We start from the raw sequence: 15,469 nt of genomic DNA on the forward strand, positions 1-15,469 counted from the left end.
TTATGATTATGCAAAATAAATCCTTATCAAGAGTGGTGGAGGGACGAGGCCCAATGAAACCCGGCAGCCTGATTATTCAAGGTGCTAATTCCCGCGGATTTCCGAAAGATGAGGCATATTTACAGAGACAAAGACCTCTTCTGCGGAAGAGATTTTTTTTTGGCAAAACAAAAAATGCATTGTTTAAAAGAATGCGTAGTTAATTGAAATAAGTTTTGAAATTTATTTGATTTGAAAAATGGATAATACAAAGAAAGGAAATATAATATGAAGAAATGGTTATTTACATCTGAATCAGTTACTGAAGGACACCCGGATAAAATGTGTGATCAGATTTCAGATGCGATTTTGGATGCGATTTTAGAAAAAGATCCTAATGGAAGAGTTGCCTGTGAAACAATTACTAAAACAGGATTTGTTCTTGTAGCGGGAGAAATAAGCACAAACTGCTACATTGATATACCTAAAATAGTTAGAGATACTATTAAGGATATAGGTTATGACAATGCTGAATATGGCTTTGATTACAAGACATGTGCCGTGTTTACATCAATTGAAGAGCAGTCTCAGGATATAGCAATGGGCGTTGATGCTGCTGATGAATATAAAAAAGATGACAAGGATACAAATGATATGATTGGCGCAGGAGACCAAGGAATGATGTTTGGTTTTGCGTGCAATGAAACTCCAGAAATGATGCCTATGCCAATTTATCTTGCACACAAGCTTTCAAGGAAACTGACTGAGGTAAGGAAAAACAAAACAATAAATTATCTGAGACCGGACGGTAAGACTCAGGTTACTGTTGAGTACCAGGACAACAAACCTGTAAGAATAGATACAATTGTTATATCAACTCAACATAACCCTGAGGTTGACAGAAAAACAATTGAAAAAGACTTAATTGACCAAGTAATTAAAACTACTGTCCCTGCTGAGTTACTGGATGATGAGACTAAGTATTTTATCAACCCTACCGGAAGATTTGTAATAGGCGGGCCTCAGGGAGACTCAGGATTAACAGGACGAAAAATCATAGTTGATACTTACGGCGGATACTCAAGACACGGCGGAGGGGCATTTTCCGGAAAAGATTCCACAAAAGTTGACCGATCCGCAGCATATGCAGCAAGATATATTGCTAAAAATATTGTTGCAGCCGGACTGGCAGAAAAATGTGAAGTTGAGCTTGCATATGCCATAGGTGTTGCAAAACCGGTATCGATAATGGTTGATACATTTGGAACTAATAAAATCGATGAAGAAAAGATTCAGCAGGCTGTTTCGGAAAATTTTGATTTAAGACCGGCAGCGATAATTGAATACTTTAATTTGAGAAGACCTATGTACAAACAGATAGCTGCTTACGGGCATTTTGGAAGAGATGATTTAGATCTTCCTTGGGAAAAGACAGATAAAAAAGAAGTGCTGAAAAAATATTTATAATTTTGAAAAAGAGTAGATAGTCACTATTTACTCTTTTTTGTATAATATGCTTAAAAAACGAGGAGTATACAATGTTTGACAGAGGCTCGGGAATACTTATGCCCATAAGTTCTATTCCTTCAAAATTTGGAATAGGAACATTTGGGAAAGAAGCATACAATTATATAGACTTTTTGTGTGAGTCAGGACAGAGATACTGGCAGCTTCTGCCTTTAGGACCTGTTTCATATGGAGATTCTCCATATTCTCCATTTTCAATATATGCAGGAAATCCATACTATATTGACTTGGAGCTTTTGATTGAAGAGGGAATATTGTCGTTAAAAGATTGCGAGATACTAGATTCTGACGATGGATATGTGAATTATGATAAACAGTTTAAACTAAGGTATAACGTATTATACAAGGCGTATGAAAATTCGAAGTGCTATAAAAATGAAGTTCGCATGTTTTGTCAAAATAATAAATGGGTTTTGGATTATTCGATGTTTATGGCACTAAAATACCGCTTCAATCAAATGCCATGGAAAGAGTGGGGAAAGGGCATATTCGACAGAAATGAAAATTTCTTGGAAGAATACAGGATGCTTCTTAGTGATCAAATCGAATTTTGGAGCTTTCTTCAGTGCGTATTTTACCGTCAGTACCATAAACTAAAGAAATATGCCAATAAAAATGGAATCAGAATAATAGGAGACATGCCCATATATGTTTCGGAGGACAGCGTTGAAGCTTGGGCTGAAAGAGAATTATTCGTAAGGGATGACAATAACAATTTGTCTTTGGAAGCAGGTGTCCCGCCGGATATTTTTTCGGAAACCGGTCAGCTTTGGGGAAATCCTGTTTATAACTGGGGATATTTAAAAGAAAATTCCTATAAATGGTGGATAAACAGATTAAATTGGTCGGTAAAATTATATGATGCTGTTAGAGTAGACCATTTCAGGGGATTTGATGAGTTCTGGGCAGTAAAGGCAGGGTCTGAAGATGCAGTTAACGGCAAATGGTATCCTGCAGAAGGGAGAGAAATGTTTGAGCTTGCGGTAAGTAATATAAAGGGTTTAAACATAATAGCCGAAGATTTAGGTGTTATTACCGATTCAGTGATAGAATTAAAAAATAAGTTAAATTTCCCGGGAATGAAGGTGCTTCAGTTCGCCTTTGACGGCAATCCTGACAATCCGCATCTTCCATATAATTACGAGGAAAACTCTGTGGCCTATACAGGAACTCATGACAACGATACATTAAAGGGCTGGCTTGTGAAGCTGAATGATGAAACTAAGTCCTGCGTGTTAAAAAGTATGAATTTAGGTGAAAAGCTTTCTATAAACGAGATCGTTGAGGGCTTAATAAAAAAAGTAATGTGCAGCAAAGCAAATCTTGCTGTGATACCCATGCAGGATTATTTGCTTCTGGACTCAAGCGCAAGAATAAATACGCCATCGACTGTGGGAGGAAACTGGATGTGGAGAGCTAAAAAAGAGGACTTTACTCCGGAACTGGCAAAAAAGATTAAATCATTGACTGAAATCAGCGGACGTTTTAAAGAGGCTATTGCAATTACAATAACCTCTTATTAATTATATCAATATTAAAAACTTGTTGCTGTCTAAATCGAAACTGTTATTGCTTATTTTTAATAAATAATCTTTTTTAGGACTACTAAAATTTAAAGTTATTGTTTTGTCGGACAGATTTGTGGCAATTATGATATTTTTATTTTTGTCATATCTTTCAAATATAAATACACCTTCATCATGTGTGAGACACTTATATTTGCCTTCATCAAACACGCTGTATTTTCTTAGTTGAGAAAGCATTTTATAATGATTTAATATTTCATTATTTTCATGGCCCCACGGAAAGCATCGCCTGTTGAAAGGGTCTTCAAAACCTTCAACGCCAGCCTCGTCACCGTAATATATGCATGGGATTCCGGGAAGTGTAAATTGAAGCAGGCTTGCTATTTTAAGAAGAGCAGTGCCTTTTTTTAATTCTTCAATGCTCAATTTATATTCTGCCTTTTTATGTTTGCTTTCAGGAATTTCGGTGCAACCTAAGACAGTTAGAATTCTTACTGTATCATGAGTGCCGAGAATATTCATCAGGCAGTTGACGGTCTGCGGAGGATATTTTTCAATTATAAAACCCATAGTTCTGTTAAGCATTTCGCAGTCTTTATTTTCTATATATTTAATTATTGCACTTCTAAGAGGGTAGTTTGTAACAGAGTCAAGTTGCTCCCCGCAAAAGTATTCTTTTAATTTTCCATATGAAAATTTATCAGTTGCATCTTCCCATACTTCTCCTGCTATAAAGCTTTCGCTGTCTTTATTTTTTGATGCTATTCTTAATGCCTTCAAAAATTCATTGGGCAGTTCATCTGCAACGTCAAGCCTCCATCCCTTGACGCCTCTTTTTTGCCAATATTTCAAAACTCCGTTTTCTCCTGTTATGAAATCAATATAGCTTTTGCTTTCCTTATTTATTGTAGGCAATGTTTTTATGCCCCACCAACAGGCATAGTCATTATTCCAATTGTTGAACATGTACCAGTCAAAGTAGAAAGAGTTCTGGCTTTGATATGCACCTGTTGAGTTATAGTGCCCATATTTATTGAAATAAACACTGTCAACACCGGTGTGACTGAAAACACCGTCTAAAATTATGCTCATACCATAGTTTTTTGCTTCTGTTACAAGTTCTATAAATGATTGTTCATTCCCGAACATAGGATCAATGGAAAGATAATCTCCAACATCATATTTGTGATTTGAGTATGCTTCAAATACGGGAGACAGATATATTGCGGTTATGCCCAGTTCCGAAAGGTAAGGAAGTTTTGCTTTTATTCCCTCCAGATTCCCTCCGAAGTAGTCATTATTTTTTATTTCACCTTCTATGGGAAGGTAATTAGGTATTCCTCCCCAGTCATCCCTGATAATTATGTCACTGTCTTTACTGAGTGTATAGCTTCTGTAAAAACGGTCAACAAAAATATGGTAGATGATACCACCTTTAATCCAGTTAGGTGTTGTAAAGTTTTTATTATAAACCAGCAGTTCATAATTAGGGGATAAATTACTTTCGTCAAAAATAAAATAATAGAAATAGCTGCCTGCCTCATTTATTGCAAATGAGGCTTCATATAAATCATGAGATTTTTCTGTTCCTACCCATTTCATTGGAATTTCTTTGTACAAATTACAGTTGTAATCATTTCGCTTATCTATTCTCATTATAGGAGTACCGTATTTTTTCTTTACATACACTTTTAATGTAAGAGGCTTATCTTCTTTTACTCCGCCTTGAGGACTTCGGAAAAATTCAGATTGACTATCAAATATAAACATAGCTTCTCCTATCTTGTAAACAAAGGATGCAATTGTCAGGCATCCTTTGTTTATATGTTATTAATATTAATCATTAATGGTTTTAAGATTCCAGATTTTATCTGCATATTCTTTTATTGATCTGTCAGAGGAAAATACACCAGCGCAGGCAATATTCATCAGAGACATTTGATTCCATTTCCTTTTGTCGTTGAAATACAAAAGGGATGCTTTTTTATGAACATCCATATAGCTGTCATAGTCAGCAAAGCACATGTACGGATCGCCTACCTGTGGTCCGCCTATGAGATATTTGCTTATGGATTCGAACGATTTACCGGAAATACCTTTGTTTAGAAAATCAATTATTTTTCTAAGTTTAATGTTCTTTTGATAATATACAATTGAAGAGTAGCCTTTTTTCCAAAGATTCTCAACCTCATAATCTCTCATTCCGAACAAGAAAAAGTTCTCTTCTCCTACTTGATTTATTATTTCAACATTTGCTCCGTCGTATGTGCCTATTGTAACAGCGCCGTTTAGCATGAACTTCATATTGCCTGTGCCGCTTGCTTCTTTACCGGCGAGAGAAATTTGTTCACTTAACTCACCGGCAGGAATGATAAGTTCAGCAAGAGATACTGAATAGTTTTCTAAAAATACAACATCTATATATTTTTTTATAAAGGTGTTTTTATTTATATATTCGCTAAGGGCATATATGAGTTTTATTGTTTCTTTTGCTCTAAAGTAGCCTGGCGCAGCTTTTGCAGCAAATATAAATGTTTCCGGAACTATGCCTTCAGTATTGCCGTCATTTATATCTATTATAAGGCTTATAATCCGAAGTGCATTTAAAAGCTGCCTCTTGTATTCATGAAGCCTTTTGGCTTGTATATCAAATATTGAATCAATATTGAGCGCAATATGTTCATTTTTCATTACATATTCAGCAAGTCTTTTCTTATTGTTGTATTTGATATTATCTAATTTTTCTAGAACAGAATCGTCTTCGTAGTATTTTTTCAAGTCGTATAAATTTTCAGCGTGAAACGAATAACCGGGGCCTATTAAGTTATCAAGAAGCTTCTTAAGCTGCGGGTTTGCCTGATTCAGCCATCTTCTATGTGCTATTCCGTTTGTTATACTCATAAATTTATTTGGACTGTAATCATAAAAATTTTTGAAAACCGTACGCTTAAGTATTTCAGTATGAAGGCTTGCAACGCCGTTTACTGTATGACTTCCCACTATGCATAGGTTGGCCATGTTAATTCTGTCATAGCTGAAAATTGACATTTGAACAGCTCTGTTCCAGTCTCCGTTGTATTTTCTCTTTGCTTCATCAAGAAACCTTTTGTTTATCTCGGCAATAATCATATGGATTCTGGGAAGCTTTGCTTTTACAATATTCACATCAAATGTTTCAAGGGCTTCCGTAAGAACTGTATGATTGGTGTATGAAACTGTATTTGTTACAATATCCCAAGATTTTTCCCATGAATAATTATATTCATCCATAAAAATACGCATGAGCTCCGGTATTATGAGAGCAGGGTGTGTATCATTAATGTGAATTGCACATTTTTCGCTGAAATTATCAAAGTTCGAATATTTGCTGAAGTGATTTCTGACAATATCTTGAGCTGATGCAGAAACAAGGAAATATTGTTGTTTAAGCCTTAAAATTTTGCCTTCACTATGATTATCTGAAGGATACAAAACCTTGGATATTGCTTCTGCCATTGAATCCTCTGACAACGCCCGTATATAATCTCCCTGGGAAAACAGATTCATATCAATTGAATTAAGGCTTCGTGATTCCCATAATCTCAACAGACTGACTCCTTCACTGTCAGATCCGGAAATGAACATATCATAAGGGATTGCTTCAATTTCAGTAGGATACAAGTAATTAATTTTCAGTCCATTTTCAGTCCATACTTCTTGTACGGTTCCGTCAAATTTAACCGTGACACGCTCTTCTGTCTTAGGGACAAGCCAGGCATCTGATGTAGTAAGCCAATCATCCGGAAGTTCTGTCTGCCAGCCGTCAATAATTTTTTGCTTAAAAAGACCAAATTCATACTTTATAGAATAACCCGTTGCCGGATAATTCAGAGTAGCAAGGGAATCCATAAAACATGCTGCAAGTCTTCCAAGCCCTCCGTTACCTAAACCGGGGTCCTTTTCAATATCATATAGCTCTTGTAAGGTGACATTATACTTTTTAAGGGCTTCTTCAGCTTCTTTTTCAATATGCAAATTATGCAGGCTGTTTTTCATAGATTTCCCAAGCAGAAACTCCATGCACATATAGTAAACCTGTTTTTTCCCTTTTTTGTTTGCACTATTAATAAATTTATTTCTTTTATTGAGAAGAATATCTCTAATAACAACACAAACGGCTCTGTATACCTGGTTTGAATTCGCATTTTTGGGTTCTATATTCCAATAGCGTGAAATTTCTTCATCTATTAGGACATTTATGAGTTTTGAATTCATATTTTCAAACATTATTTAGCTCCTACATTAAGTCTTTGTACATATCATAGTATTTTTCGGCGGATTTTGTCCAGCTGAAATCCATATTCATAACTGTTTTCACAAGTTTTGTAAAATCATCTTTGTTTTCATAAACCTTTAGTGCTCTTTTTACGGTGTTTTCCAAGGCATCAGAAGTTTGCTCATAGAATGTAAATCCATTTCCTGATCCCAAGCTGCAGTCTTTTATGGAATCCTTAAGTCCGCCGGTTTCTCTTACGATTGGTACCGTGCCGTAGCGGGATGCAATCATTTGGGCAATTCCGCAAGGCTCGCTTATTGAAGGCATAAGAAGGAAATCTGAGCCTGCATATAATTTTTTTGCAAGATCCGGATTAAAATCAATCCTAACAGCTATTTTGTCATGATATATTTCCTGAAGCGATTTAAAACGAAGTTCATATCTTCTGTCGCCTTTTCCTAAAATTATAAACTGAACCTTTTCTTTCAGTAAATTTTCTATGCTATTTATTATGAGGTCAAATCCCTTGTGCTTGACAAGCCTTGAAATTATTCCTATAACAGGGATTTCTTTATCTTGTGGAAGGTTTGCCATAATTTGAAGATTAATTTTATTAGAATATTTATTTTCAATATTACTTTCATTGTAATTTTCAAAAAGCGATGTATCTGTTTCCGGATTATAATAATCTGTATCTATCCCATTTAGTATACCTTTGACTTTTGAACTGTTTCTTTTTATTATAGAAGCAAGTCCGTGCGCGTAGTAATCGTCAAATATTTCTTTTGAATAGCTTTCGCTTACTGTGCTTATAATATCGCAGGTTTCCATGGCTCCTTTAAGCAGATTTATCGAGCCGTTAAATTCAACAATAGATTTTTCATTGCCATAAATTCCAAACACATCCTCTGCAATGGACATATCATATATTCCCTGATATTCAATGTTATGTATAGTAAAAACCGTACGTATATCCCTGTAATCCGCGGAAGTTGAGTAAATGGTTTTTAAATAAACAGAAATAAGAGATGTTTGCCAATCATTTAAATGAATCAGATCAGGGAAAAAATCAAGCATGGGAAGTATAAAAAGCACAGACTTAGAAAAAAACGCAAACCTTTCTCCGTCATCAAAGTGCCCATAGCATTCACTTCTTTTAAAGTAGTATTCATTATCGATAAAATAATATGTAATATTGTTTACTTCTTTTTTAAAAACTCCGCAATACTGCTGCCTCCATACAAGGGGGACTGTTGTTTTACCAACAAACTCAAATCCACTCCTGTCCCAAATTCCTTGATACAGCGGCAAAATTATTCTTATATCGATTGAATCACCATATTTTTTCTTTAAAGCCTTAGGCAGTGAACCTGCAACTTCTCCAAGACCTCCTGTAGCAATAAATGGGGCGGCTTCGGATGCCGCATATAGAATTTTCATCTTACTCATAGTTCCTCCTATACAACCGAGAATTTTTTTATAAAAAACGGACAGTTGGCATATCCCAGTAGAACTCTGTTATTTGTAACTTGAGCGTATGTATCTGTTATAATAGAGTCCAGACTTGCATTTTCCCCTATTACTCCATGCTGCATTATTATAGAGTTTTTGACTGAAGCGTTTTTACCTATTTTTACTCCACGGAAGATAATGCTGTTTTCAACAGTTCCCTCAATAACGCAGCCGCTTGCTATCAAAGAATTTTTGACATTTGCTCCCTGCATGTACTTTGTTGGTGCTGAATCCTTGGTTTTTGTATAAATAGGGCCGGTTTTAGAGTAAAACAGGCTCTGCAGATTTTCTTTTTTCAGCAAACCAAGGCTGTGGTCGTAGTAGCTTTGGAGTGAATCAATGTGAGCAAAATAACCATTATATTTATAACCATAGATTCTCAGCGAATGGACTTTCTTTGCAAGAACATCATAACTGAAATCTTTATAATTTCTGGCTATAGCATCATATATTATGGATTCCAGAAAATCCTTGTTCATTACCCAGGTGCTTAAACCAACATTATGAGTACCGCTTGTAACAGGATAAACCAGTATATCGTCAGCTCTTCCATCTTTGTCAAACTCATATATTATTTTATGAACGGAGCTGTTTTTTTCAATTTGAGTTGTTGTGTAAATTGCAGTTATATCCGAATTCTTTTCTTCATGGTAACGTATAACATCTTTGTAGTTAATATTGTATATCATGTCGCAGTCAGACATAACTACATACTTTTCTTTTGAAGAGGATATATAATCCAATACTCTTTTCAAAGCATCCAGTCTGCCTTGAAATAATCCGTGGTTTTCTCCCACAGCGTAAGGAGGAAATATCAGAATACCCCCTTTTTTTCTTGAAAGATCCCAGTCCTTTCCACTTCCAACATGTTCCATCAGCGATCGATAATTACTTTTTGTTATAATGCATATTTTATTCATTCCTGAATTGACCATATTTGATAAAGGAAAATCAATAAGCCTGTACCTTCCTCCGAAAGGTATGGCTGCAACGGAACGATGCGAAGCAAGTTCTGTCATGTTCCAGTCCTGCATATCTGAGAATATTATTCCTAAAGTATTCATACTAGACCTCCTGCATGTTGTTTATGATACTTTCTCTTGGTATTACAGTAATTTCAAGGCTTTCACCCCTTGGATATCCGATCTTTATATTGGGTCCGATAATTACTTCTTCATCTATAATTGAATTGTTTATAATTGAGTTATCTTTTATTTCAACGTCGGCCATTATAACAGAATCTTTTATTTTAGCGCCTTCTCCTATTCTTACACCTGAAAATATCACCGAATTTTCTACAGAACCAAATATTACAGCACCCTCTGAAACTATTGAATTTTTAACAGAAGAGTTTCCGCTTATGTATTGAGGGGGCCTTTCGGCATGTCTTGAATAAATAACCCCGTCACCAGACAGGTTGAAGCCGTCATTTCCCAGTAAATCCATGTTGGCCTGCCATAATGAATCAATTGTACCTACATCTTTCCAATATCCTTTAAATTCGTAAGAGTACATTTTTTCGCCAGATTTAAGCATTAAAGGCATTACATCTTTTCCGAAATCTTTTGAAGAATCTGGATTTTTATCATCTGATTCAAGGTATTGCTTAAGTTTATTCCATGTAAACACGTAAATTCCCATGGAAGCTTTTGTGCTTTTGGGTTTTTTCGGTTTTTCCTCAAAGTTTGTGATTCTTCCGTCATCGTCTGAGCTTAATATGCCAAAGCGCGATGCTTCATTCAAAGGGACATCTATAACTGAAATTGTGCAATCCGCATTTTTCTCTTTGTGGTACTTTATCATTAGAGAATAGTCCATTTTGTATATGTGATCGCCTGAGAGAACAAGAACAAAATCCGGATCATATTGGTCTATGAAATTCATGTTCTGATAAATAGCATTTGCTGTTCCCGAGTACCATTCAGAATCACCGACTCTTTGATAAGGAGGAAGTATTTGAATACCTCCGTTCATCCTATCAAGATCCCAGGACTTTCCGTCGCCGATGTAGGAGTTTAATTTAAGAGGCTGATACTGTGTCAGTACACCTATAGTATCAAGCCCTGAATTTACGCAGTTGGACAAGGGAAAATCTATTATTCTATACTTGCCCCCGAAGGGTACAGATGGTTTTGCTATTTTTTGAGTAAGTGTTCCAAGCCTGCTTCCCTGTCCACCTGCCAGAAGCATGACAACACATTCCTTTTTAAATGATTTCATATATTCTACCTCCCATTTTATTCATATTGTATATTTCATCTTTTTTTAAGAAAATTATCGACAAAGGCGGCAGTTTTATGGAAATGTGTGAATCAAAGCCGTGCATACCGCCTTCAGATGAAGTAATTTTAGCGCGGTTTCCTGTTCCAGTTCCTCCGAATTCTGAAGCATTACTGTTAAATATTTCTGTATATGTTCCATGTTCTGCTCCTACCATGTAGTCACTTCTTTCAACTGGTGAAAAATTAATTACGGCAATCAATTCATTTCCTTTTTTATTAATTCTTTTAAATGCAATGATGTTTTGTTCGTAGTCGTCATTAGAAATCCATTTAAAGCCGTCCCATGAATAATCTATTTCCCATAGCTCGGAATGATTAAGATAAAATTCATTTAAGACTTTAATATATATGTTCAATTTATTGTGATATTCATAATTTTTCATAAACCATTCCACTTCTTTGTTATGATTCCATTCAGTAAATTGTCCGATTTCATATCCCATAAAATTTAATTCTTTCCCCGGATGTGCAGCCATAAAGCCCAGAAGAACTCTTACATTTGCAAATTTTTCCTCATAGGAGCCTGGCATTTTATTAAGTATTGATTTTTTCCCGTGGACGACCTCATCATGAGATAGTGGAAGGATGAAGTTTTCACTGAAAGCGTAATGGAGGGAGAATGTAATGTTTTTATGTTTGTATTTCCTGAAAAATGGATCGGTTTCCATATATTCTAAAATATCATTCATCCATCCCATATTCCATTTGAAGTTGAATCCGAGACCTCCAAGATACGGAGGTTTTGTAACCATAGGCCATGCAGTTGATTCTTCCGCAATCATCATTGTGTCAGGATGAAGTTTTAAAACCGTTTCATTAAGGTTTTTTAAAAAAGCTATTGCTTCTAGATTTTCATTTCCTCCATATTTATTTGGAATCCATTCGCCTTCTTTTTTGTCGTAATTTAGATATAACATTGAGCTTACGGCATCTACTCTTAAGCCGTCAATATGATACTCTTCAATCCAAAAAATTGCATTAGATATTAAAAAAGAGCAAACTTCCGGTTTTCCGTAATCGAATTTGTGAGTTCCCCAACCTTTGTTTTCTCTGATCCAAGCATCGTTATATTCATACAGGCAGCTGCCGTCAAACATGTACAAACCGTGGGCATCCTTGGGGAAATGGGCAGGAACCCAGTCAAGGATGACGCCTATTCCATTTTGGTGACATTTATCAATTAAAAATTTATAATCCTCAGGGTTGCCAAGTCGTTTTGTAGGTGCATAGTATCCTGATATCTGGTATCCCCAGGATCCGTCAAAGGGATGCTCCATTAGGGGCATCAATTCAATATGAGTGAAGTTATGTTCTTTAACATGTTTGATAAGAGGCTGGACAATTTCTTTGCATGTAAGAAGACTTCCGTCATCTCTGCGTTTCCATGAAGACAGATTCAGCTCATATATATTTAAAGGTTTTTCATATATGTTTATTGATTTTTTATATGTTTGCCATCTGTCATCATTCCAGTTGTAATTATCTGTGGGATAAACTATAGATGCGGTGTCCTGTTTCGTCTGAGATGAGAATGCGTATGGGTCGGACTTATATGTTTCTATTCCTTCTCTGGTTGTTATTAGGTACTTGTAGAGATTGCCGGAATTTAAGAGGGGTATGTATAGTTCCCAAATACCGCTGCTTTTAATTTTATTCATTTTGTGCCGTTCTTCTTTTTGCCAGTTGTTAAAATCACCTACAACATGTACTGCTTTTGCTTTCGGTGCCCACACCCTGAAGGTGGCGCCGGATCCGTTATCTGCAATATGTGAGCCTAAAAACTTATATGAATAGTAGTTTGTGCCCTGATGAAATAGATATATTGGAAGTTCATGGGTATTTTTCATAATACTCTCCGCTAAAATTAGTTAAGACACTATATATTATAAGTATACCACTATAATACCAAAACAAAACTAAAAATAATGTAAAAAAAGTTGTTATGCAATTTCGGCTCAGATTACCTATGTCCTCTTTGGCATATAAATAAAAAATCTTTTTGTACACATGCAGATACAAAAGAAATTTGTTAAATAGACCCTCCATTATACCACCAGACTTTTGAGATGTGATAAAATTGGTACGATGGAGGTAATGATATATGAATACATATAAAACTTCGGAAGTTGCAAAGATTATCGGAATACACCCGAATACAGTCCGCTTTTACGAAAAATGGGGCCTGATACCAAAAGCAGAGCGTAAATCTAATGGTTACAGGGTGTTTACGGATTTTCATATAGAACAGCTTAGACTTGCCAGAATCGCTTTTAAGACAGAGGTTCTTCAGAGCGGTCTGAGAAAAAAGATTGTGGAAACAGTTAAAGTTTCTGCAAGTGGGGATTTTGACAAGGCCCTAATTTTGGCAAGTGAGTATTTGAGCCAGATACACGATGAACAAAAAAAGGCTGAGGAAGCAATTGACATAGCAAAGCAGGTTTTAGGTGGCAAGGCAGCAGCGAATAATCTTTGCTTAAAACGGAAAGAAGTTTCGGAGCATCTAAATATTTCTATGGATACACTCCGAAATTGGGAGCTTAATGGTTTACTTCGGATAAAACGTAAGCAAAACGGATACCGTTTTTACACAGGAGAAGATGTAAAACGATTGAAAATAATAAGGACGCTTCGGTGCGCTAATTATTCATTAGAAGCGATTTTGCGTATGCTTAATGCACTTTCGGACAACCCGCAGGCGAACATAAAACAAGTGCTTAATACGCCCAAAGATGATACGGACATCATTTCTGCCTGCGACAGGCTTATTGTATCCTTACAGATAGCTGCAAAAAATGCGGAAATAATGGTGGATATTCTTATGGATATTAAAAGAAGATTTTCTTAACCCTACATCTTAACACCAACCTTCTTTGAACTGATAAGGTAGTAAGACGACAACAGAAAAAGGAGGATTAAAGATGGATGAAATTATCAGTGTAAGGCGGCTTTCAAAATCGTATGGCAAGCTGGCGGCAATTCAAAATTTGGATTTGTCGGTAAAGCAAGGAACGGTTTTTGGGCTGCTTGGTGCGAATGGTGCAGGAAAAAGCACAACTATTGAATGTATCTTAGGCACAAAGAAGCCCGATTCAGGGGAAATTTCCATTTTGGGAATGAGTCCGCTTCGGCAACGAAAACAAATTTTTGAAGATGTCGGAGTACAGTTTCAAGAAGCAAATTACCAAGATAAGGTGACGGTATCAGAATTGTGCGAGGTAACACAATCACTTTATAAGAGTGCAGCAGACTATCGAGAGCTGTTAAAGCAATTTGGTATTTTCGATAATGCAAAAAATTTGGTCAAAGAGCTTTCGGGAGGACAACGGCAAAAGTTATTTATAGTTTTGGCTCTTATACCCAATCCGAAGATTGTTTTCTTAGACGAGCTGACAACAGGGCTTGATGCAAAAGCCAGGCGGGAGGTATGGAAAATCTTATTTGACCTCAAAAGAAAAGGATTGACAATCTTCTTGACCTCTCATTTTATGGAAGAGGTAGAAGTGTTATGCGATACCATTTGCATACTCAAAAAAGGAAAAGCTGCCTTTTACGGGACAGTGAAAGAAGCTGTTGCAGGCAGCCCCTTTGATAAATTTGAAAATGCTTATTTATGGTACTCTGATGATGAGGTAACTGACTATGAGAACATTTAGGACAATGCTTAAAAATGAGTTGAAGCTCTCCTTGCGGGGCATGGATATGATCATCTTTGCTATCTGTATGCCACTTGTGGTTTTGATTATACTTGGTATTATTTATGGTAATAAACCCGCTTTTGATGGTGCGGAATACACTTTTCTGGAACAATCTTTTGGAGCCTTAACTACTATTGCCATTTGTGCAGGTGGTGTAATGGGTCTGCCTTTAGTGGTATCCGATTACCGAATCAGAAAAATATTGAAGCGTTTTAAGGTAACACCTGTCAGCCCTGCGATAATTTTGGCAGTGCATGTTGTGATATACATGATTTACTCGGTTGTTTCTTTGGTATTGCTTTATGCTGTTTCGGCTATCTTTTTCGGTTTTCAAATGGGCGGTTCTTTGCTGGTTTTTCTTGGCGGTTATATGTTGGTAATGCTGTCAATGTTCAGCATTGGTATGATGGTTGGCGGGATTTCCCCAAACTCTCAAATAGCAAGCGCTATTGCAAGTTTGCTATATTTCCCAATGCTTATTTTTTCTGGAGCAACTGTGCCGTATGAGGTGATGCCGAGTGCACTACAAAAGGCAGCCGATATTTTACCTCTGACACAGGGCATAAAAATTTTGAAAGCCGCATCTTTAGGGCTTACAATTGAAAGCGTGTTCATTCCTGTTATAGTTATGTTGGTATTCGCTACTGTTTGCATTGGTGTGTCGCTTCGGTTTTTTAAATGGGAATAATGAAT

The 15,469-nt window shown here is 36.2% G+C and carries 11 protein-coding genes and 1 riboswitch; of the genes, 5 read left to right on the forward strand and 6 right to left on the reverse strand.

Translation table 11 applies throughout. The features are described 5' to 3' along the window. Nucleotides 1-20: 20 nt before the first annotated feature. Nucleotides 21-115, forward strand: a riboswitch (SAM riboswitch). A gap of 152 nt (nucleotides 116-267) precedes the next feature. Both metK and malQ read left to right on the forward strand, forming a co-directional pair. Continuing rightward, complete coding sequence (gene metK, locus RBQ61_RS04385; protein ID WP_308139305.1) at nucleotides 268-1,446, forward strand: methionine adenosyltransferase; 1,179 nt, start codon at nucleotides 268-270, stop codon at nucleotides 1,444-1,446. Nucleotides 1,447-1,517: 71 nt separating this feature from the next. After that, on the forward strand, nucleotides 1,518-3,029 hold the full coding sequence (gene malQ, locus RBQ61_RS04390; RefSeq protein ID WP_308139306.1) for a 4-alpha-glucanotransferase: 1,512 nt from the start codon (nucleotides 1,518-1,520) through the stop codon (nucleotides 3,027-3,029). Here malQ and RBQ61_RS04395 read toward each other — a convergent pair whose 3' ends face one another. The 6 genes from RBQ61_RS04395 to glgB all read right to left on the reverse strand — a co-directional run bounded on the left by RBQ61_RS04395 (nucleotide 3,030) and on the right by glgB (nucleotide 12,928). Continuing rightward, nucleotides 3,030-4,802: a glycoside hydrolase family 13 protein gene (locus RBQ61_RS04395; protein ID WP_308139307.1), complete on the reverse strand. Its 1,773-nt coding sequence runs from the start codon at nucleotides 4,800-4,802 to the stop codon at nucleotides 3,030-3,032. A gap of 66 nt (nucleotides 4,803-4,868) precedes the next feature. Next, entirely contained in the window at nucleotides 4,869-7,298 is a 2,430-nt protein-coding gene (locus RBQ61_RS04400) for a glycogen/starch/alpha-glucan phosphorylase (protein ID WP_308139308.1), read from the reverse strand. A 10-nt stretch (nucleotides 7,299-7,308) separates the two neighbouring features. Next, entirely contained in the window at nucleotides 7,309-8,736 is a 1,428-nt protein-coding gene (locus RBQ61_RS04405) for a glycogen synthase (RefSeq protein WP_308139309.1), read from the reverse strand. Between the two features lie 8 nt (nucleotides 8,737-8,744). Then, a complete protein-coding gene (gene glgD, locus RBQ61_RS04410; RefSeq protein ID WP_308139310.1) occupies nucleotides 8,745-9,863 on the reverse strand; it encodes a glucose-1-phosphate adenylyltransferase subunit GlgD in 1,119 nt (372 codons plus the stop codon). Nucleotide 9,864: 1 nt separating this feature from the next. After that, entirely contained in the window at nucleotides 9,865-11,019 is a 1,155-nt protein-coding gene (locus RBQ61_RS04415) for a glucose-1-phosphate adenylyltransferase (RefSeq protein WP_308139311.1), read from the reverse strand. After that, entirely contained in the window at nucleotides 11,006-12,928 is a 1,923-nt protein-coding gene (gene glgB / locus RBQ61_RS04420; protein WP_308139312.1) for a 1,4-alpha-glucan branching protein GlgB, read from the reverse strand. Before glgB ends, RBQ61_RS04415 begins: the two co-directional genes overlap by 14 nt. 254 nt (nucleotides 12,929-13,182) lie before the next feature. Here glgB and RBQ61_RS04425 point away from each other — a divergent pair, with 254 nt between their 5' ends. The 3 genes from RBQ61_RS04425 (at nucleotide 13,183) to RBQ61_RS04435 (ending at nucleotide 15,464) form a co-directional block, all read left to right on the forward strand. Beyond that, nucleotides 13,183-13,926 carry a MerR family transcriptional regulator gene (locus RBQ61_RS04425; protein WP_308139313.1) on the forward strand — a complete coding sequence of 248 codons (744 nt, stop codon included), beginning with the start codon at nucleotides 13,183-13,185 and terminating at the stop codon, nucleotides 13,924-13,926. A gap of 73 nt (nucleotides 13,927-13,999) precedes the next feature. Next, nucleotides 14,000-14,734 carry an ABC transporter ATP-binding protein gene (locus RBQ61_RS04430; RefSeq protein ID WP_308139314.1) on the forward strand — a complete coding sequence of 245 codons (735 nt, stop codon included), beginning with the start codon at nucleotides 14,000-14,002 and terminating at the stop codon, nucleotides 14,732-14,734. Continuing rightward, nucleotides 14,721-15,464: an ABC transporter permease gene (locus tag RBQ61_RS04435; protein WP_308139315.1), complete on the forward strand. Its 744-nt coding sequence runs from the start codon at nucleotides 14,721-14,723 to the stop codon at nucleotides 15,462-15,464. Before RBQ61_RS04430 ends, RBQ61_RS04435 begins: the two co-directional genes overlap by 14 nt. Nucleotides 15,465-15,469 lie beyond the last annotated feature (5 nt).

Origin of the sequence: Sedimentibacter sp. MB35-C1 (assembly GCF_030913635.1) — a bacterium.
Classification (GTDB): Bacteria; Bacillota; Clostridia; order Tissierellales; family Sedimentibacteraceae; genus Sedimentibacter.

Excerpts from the sequence above, each read along its gene's own strand:
- metK (WP_308139305.1), top strand. The coding sequence starts at position 268 with ATGAAGAAATGGTTATTTACATCTGAATCAGTTACTGAAGGACACCCG.
- glgB (WP_308139312.1), bottom strand. The coding sequence starts at position 12,928 with ATGAAAAATACCCATGAACTTCCAATATATCTATTTCATCAGGGCACA.
- RBQ61_RS04395 (WP_308139307.1), bottom strand. The coding sequence starts at position 4,802 with ATGTTTATATTTGATAGTCAATCTGAATTTTTCCGAAGTCCTCAAGGC.
- RBQ61_RS04435 (WP_308139315.1), top strand. The coding sequence starts at position 14,721 with ATGAGAACATTTAGGACAATGCTTAAAAATGAGTTGAAGCTCTCCTTG.
- RBQ61_RS04425 (WP_308139313.1), top strand. The coding sequence starts at position 13,183 with ATGAATACATATAAAACTTCGGAAGTTGCAAAGATTATCGGAATACAC.
- malQ (WP_308139306.1), top strand. The coding sequence starts at position 1,518 with ATGTTTGACAGAGGCTCGGGAATACTTATGCCCATAAGTTCTATTCCT.
- RBQ61_RS04400 (WP_308139308.1), bottom strand. The coding sequence starts at position 7,298 with ATGTTTGAAAATATGAATTCAAAACTCATAAATGTCCTAATAGATGAA.
- RBQ61_RS04405 (WP_308139309.1), bottom strand. The coding sequence starts at position 8,736 with ATGAGTAAGATGAAAATTCTATATGCGGCATCCGAAGCCGCCCCATTT.
- glgD (WP_308139310.1), bottom strand. The coding sequence starts at position 9,863 with ATGAATACTTTAGGAATAATATTCTCAGATATGCAGGACTGGAACATG.
- RBQ61_RS04415 (WP_308139311.1), bottom strand. The coding sequence starts at position 11,019 with ATGAAATCATTTAAAAAGGAATGTGTTGTCATGCTTCTGGCAGGTGGA.
- RBQ61_RS04430 (WP_308139314.1), top strand. The coding sequence starts at position 14,000 with ATGGATGAAATTATCAGTGTAAGGCGGCTTTCAAAATCGTATGGCAAG.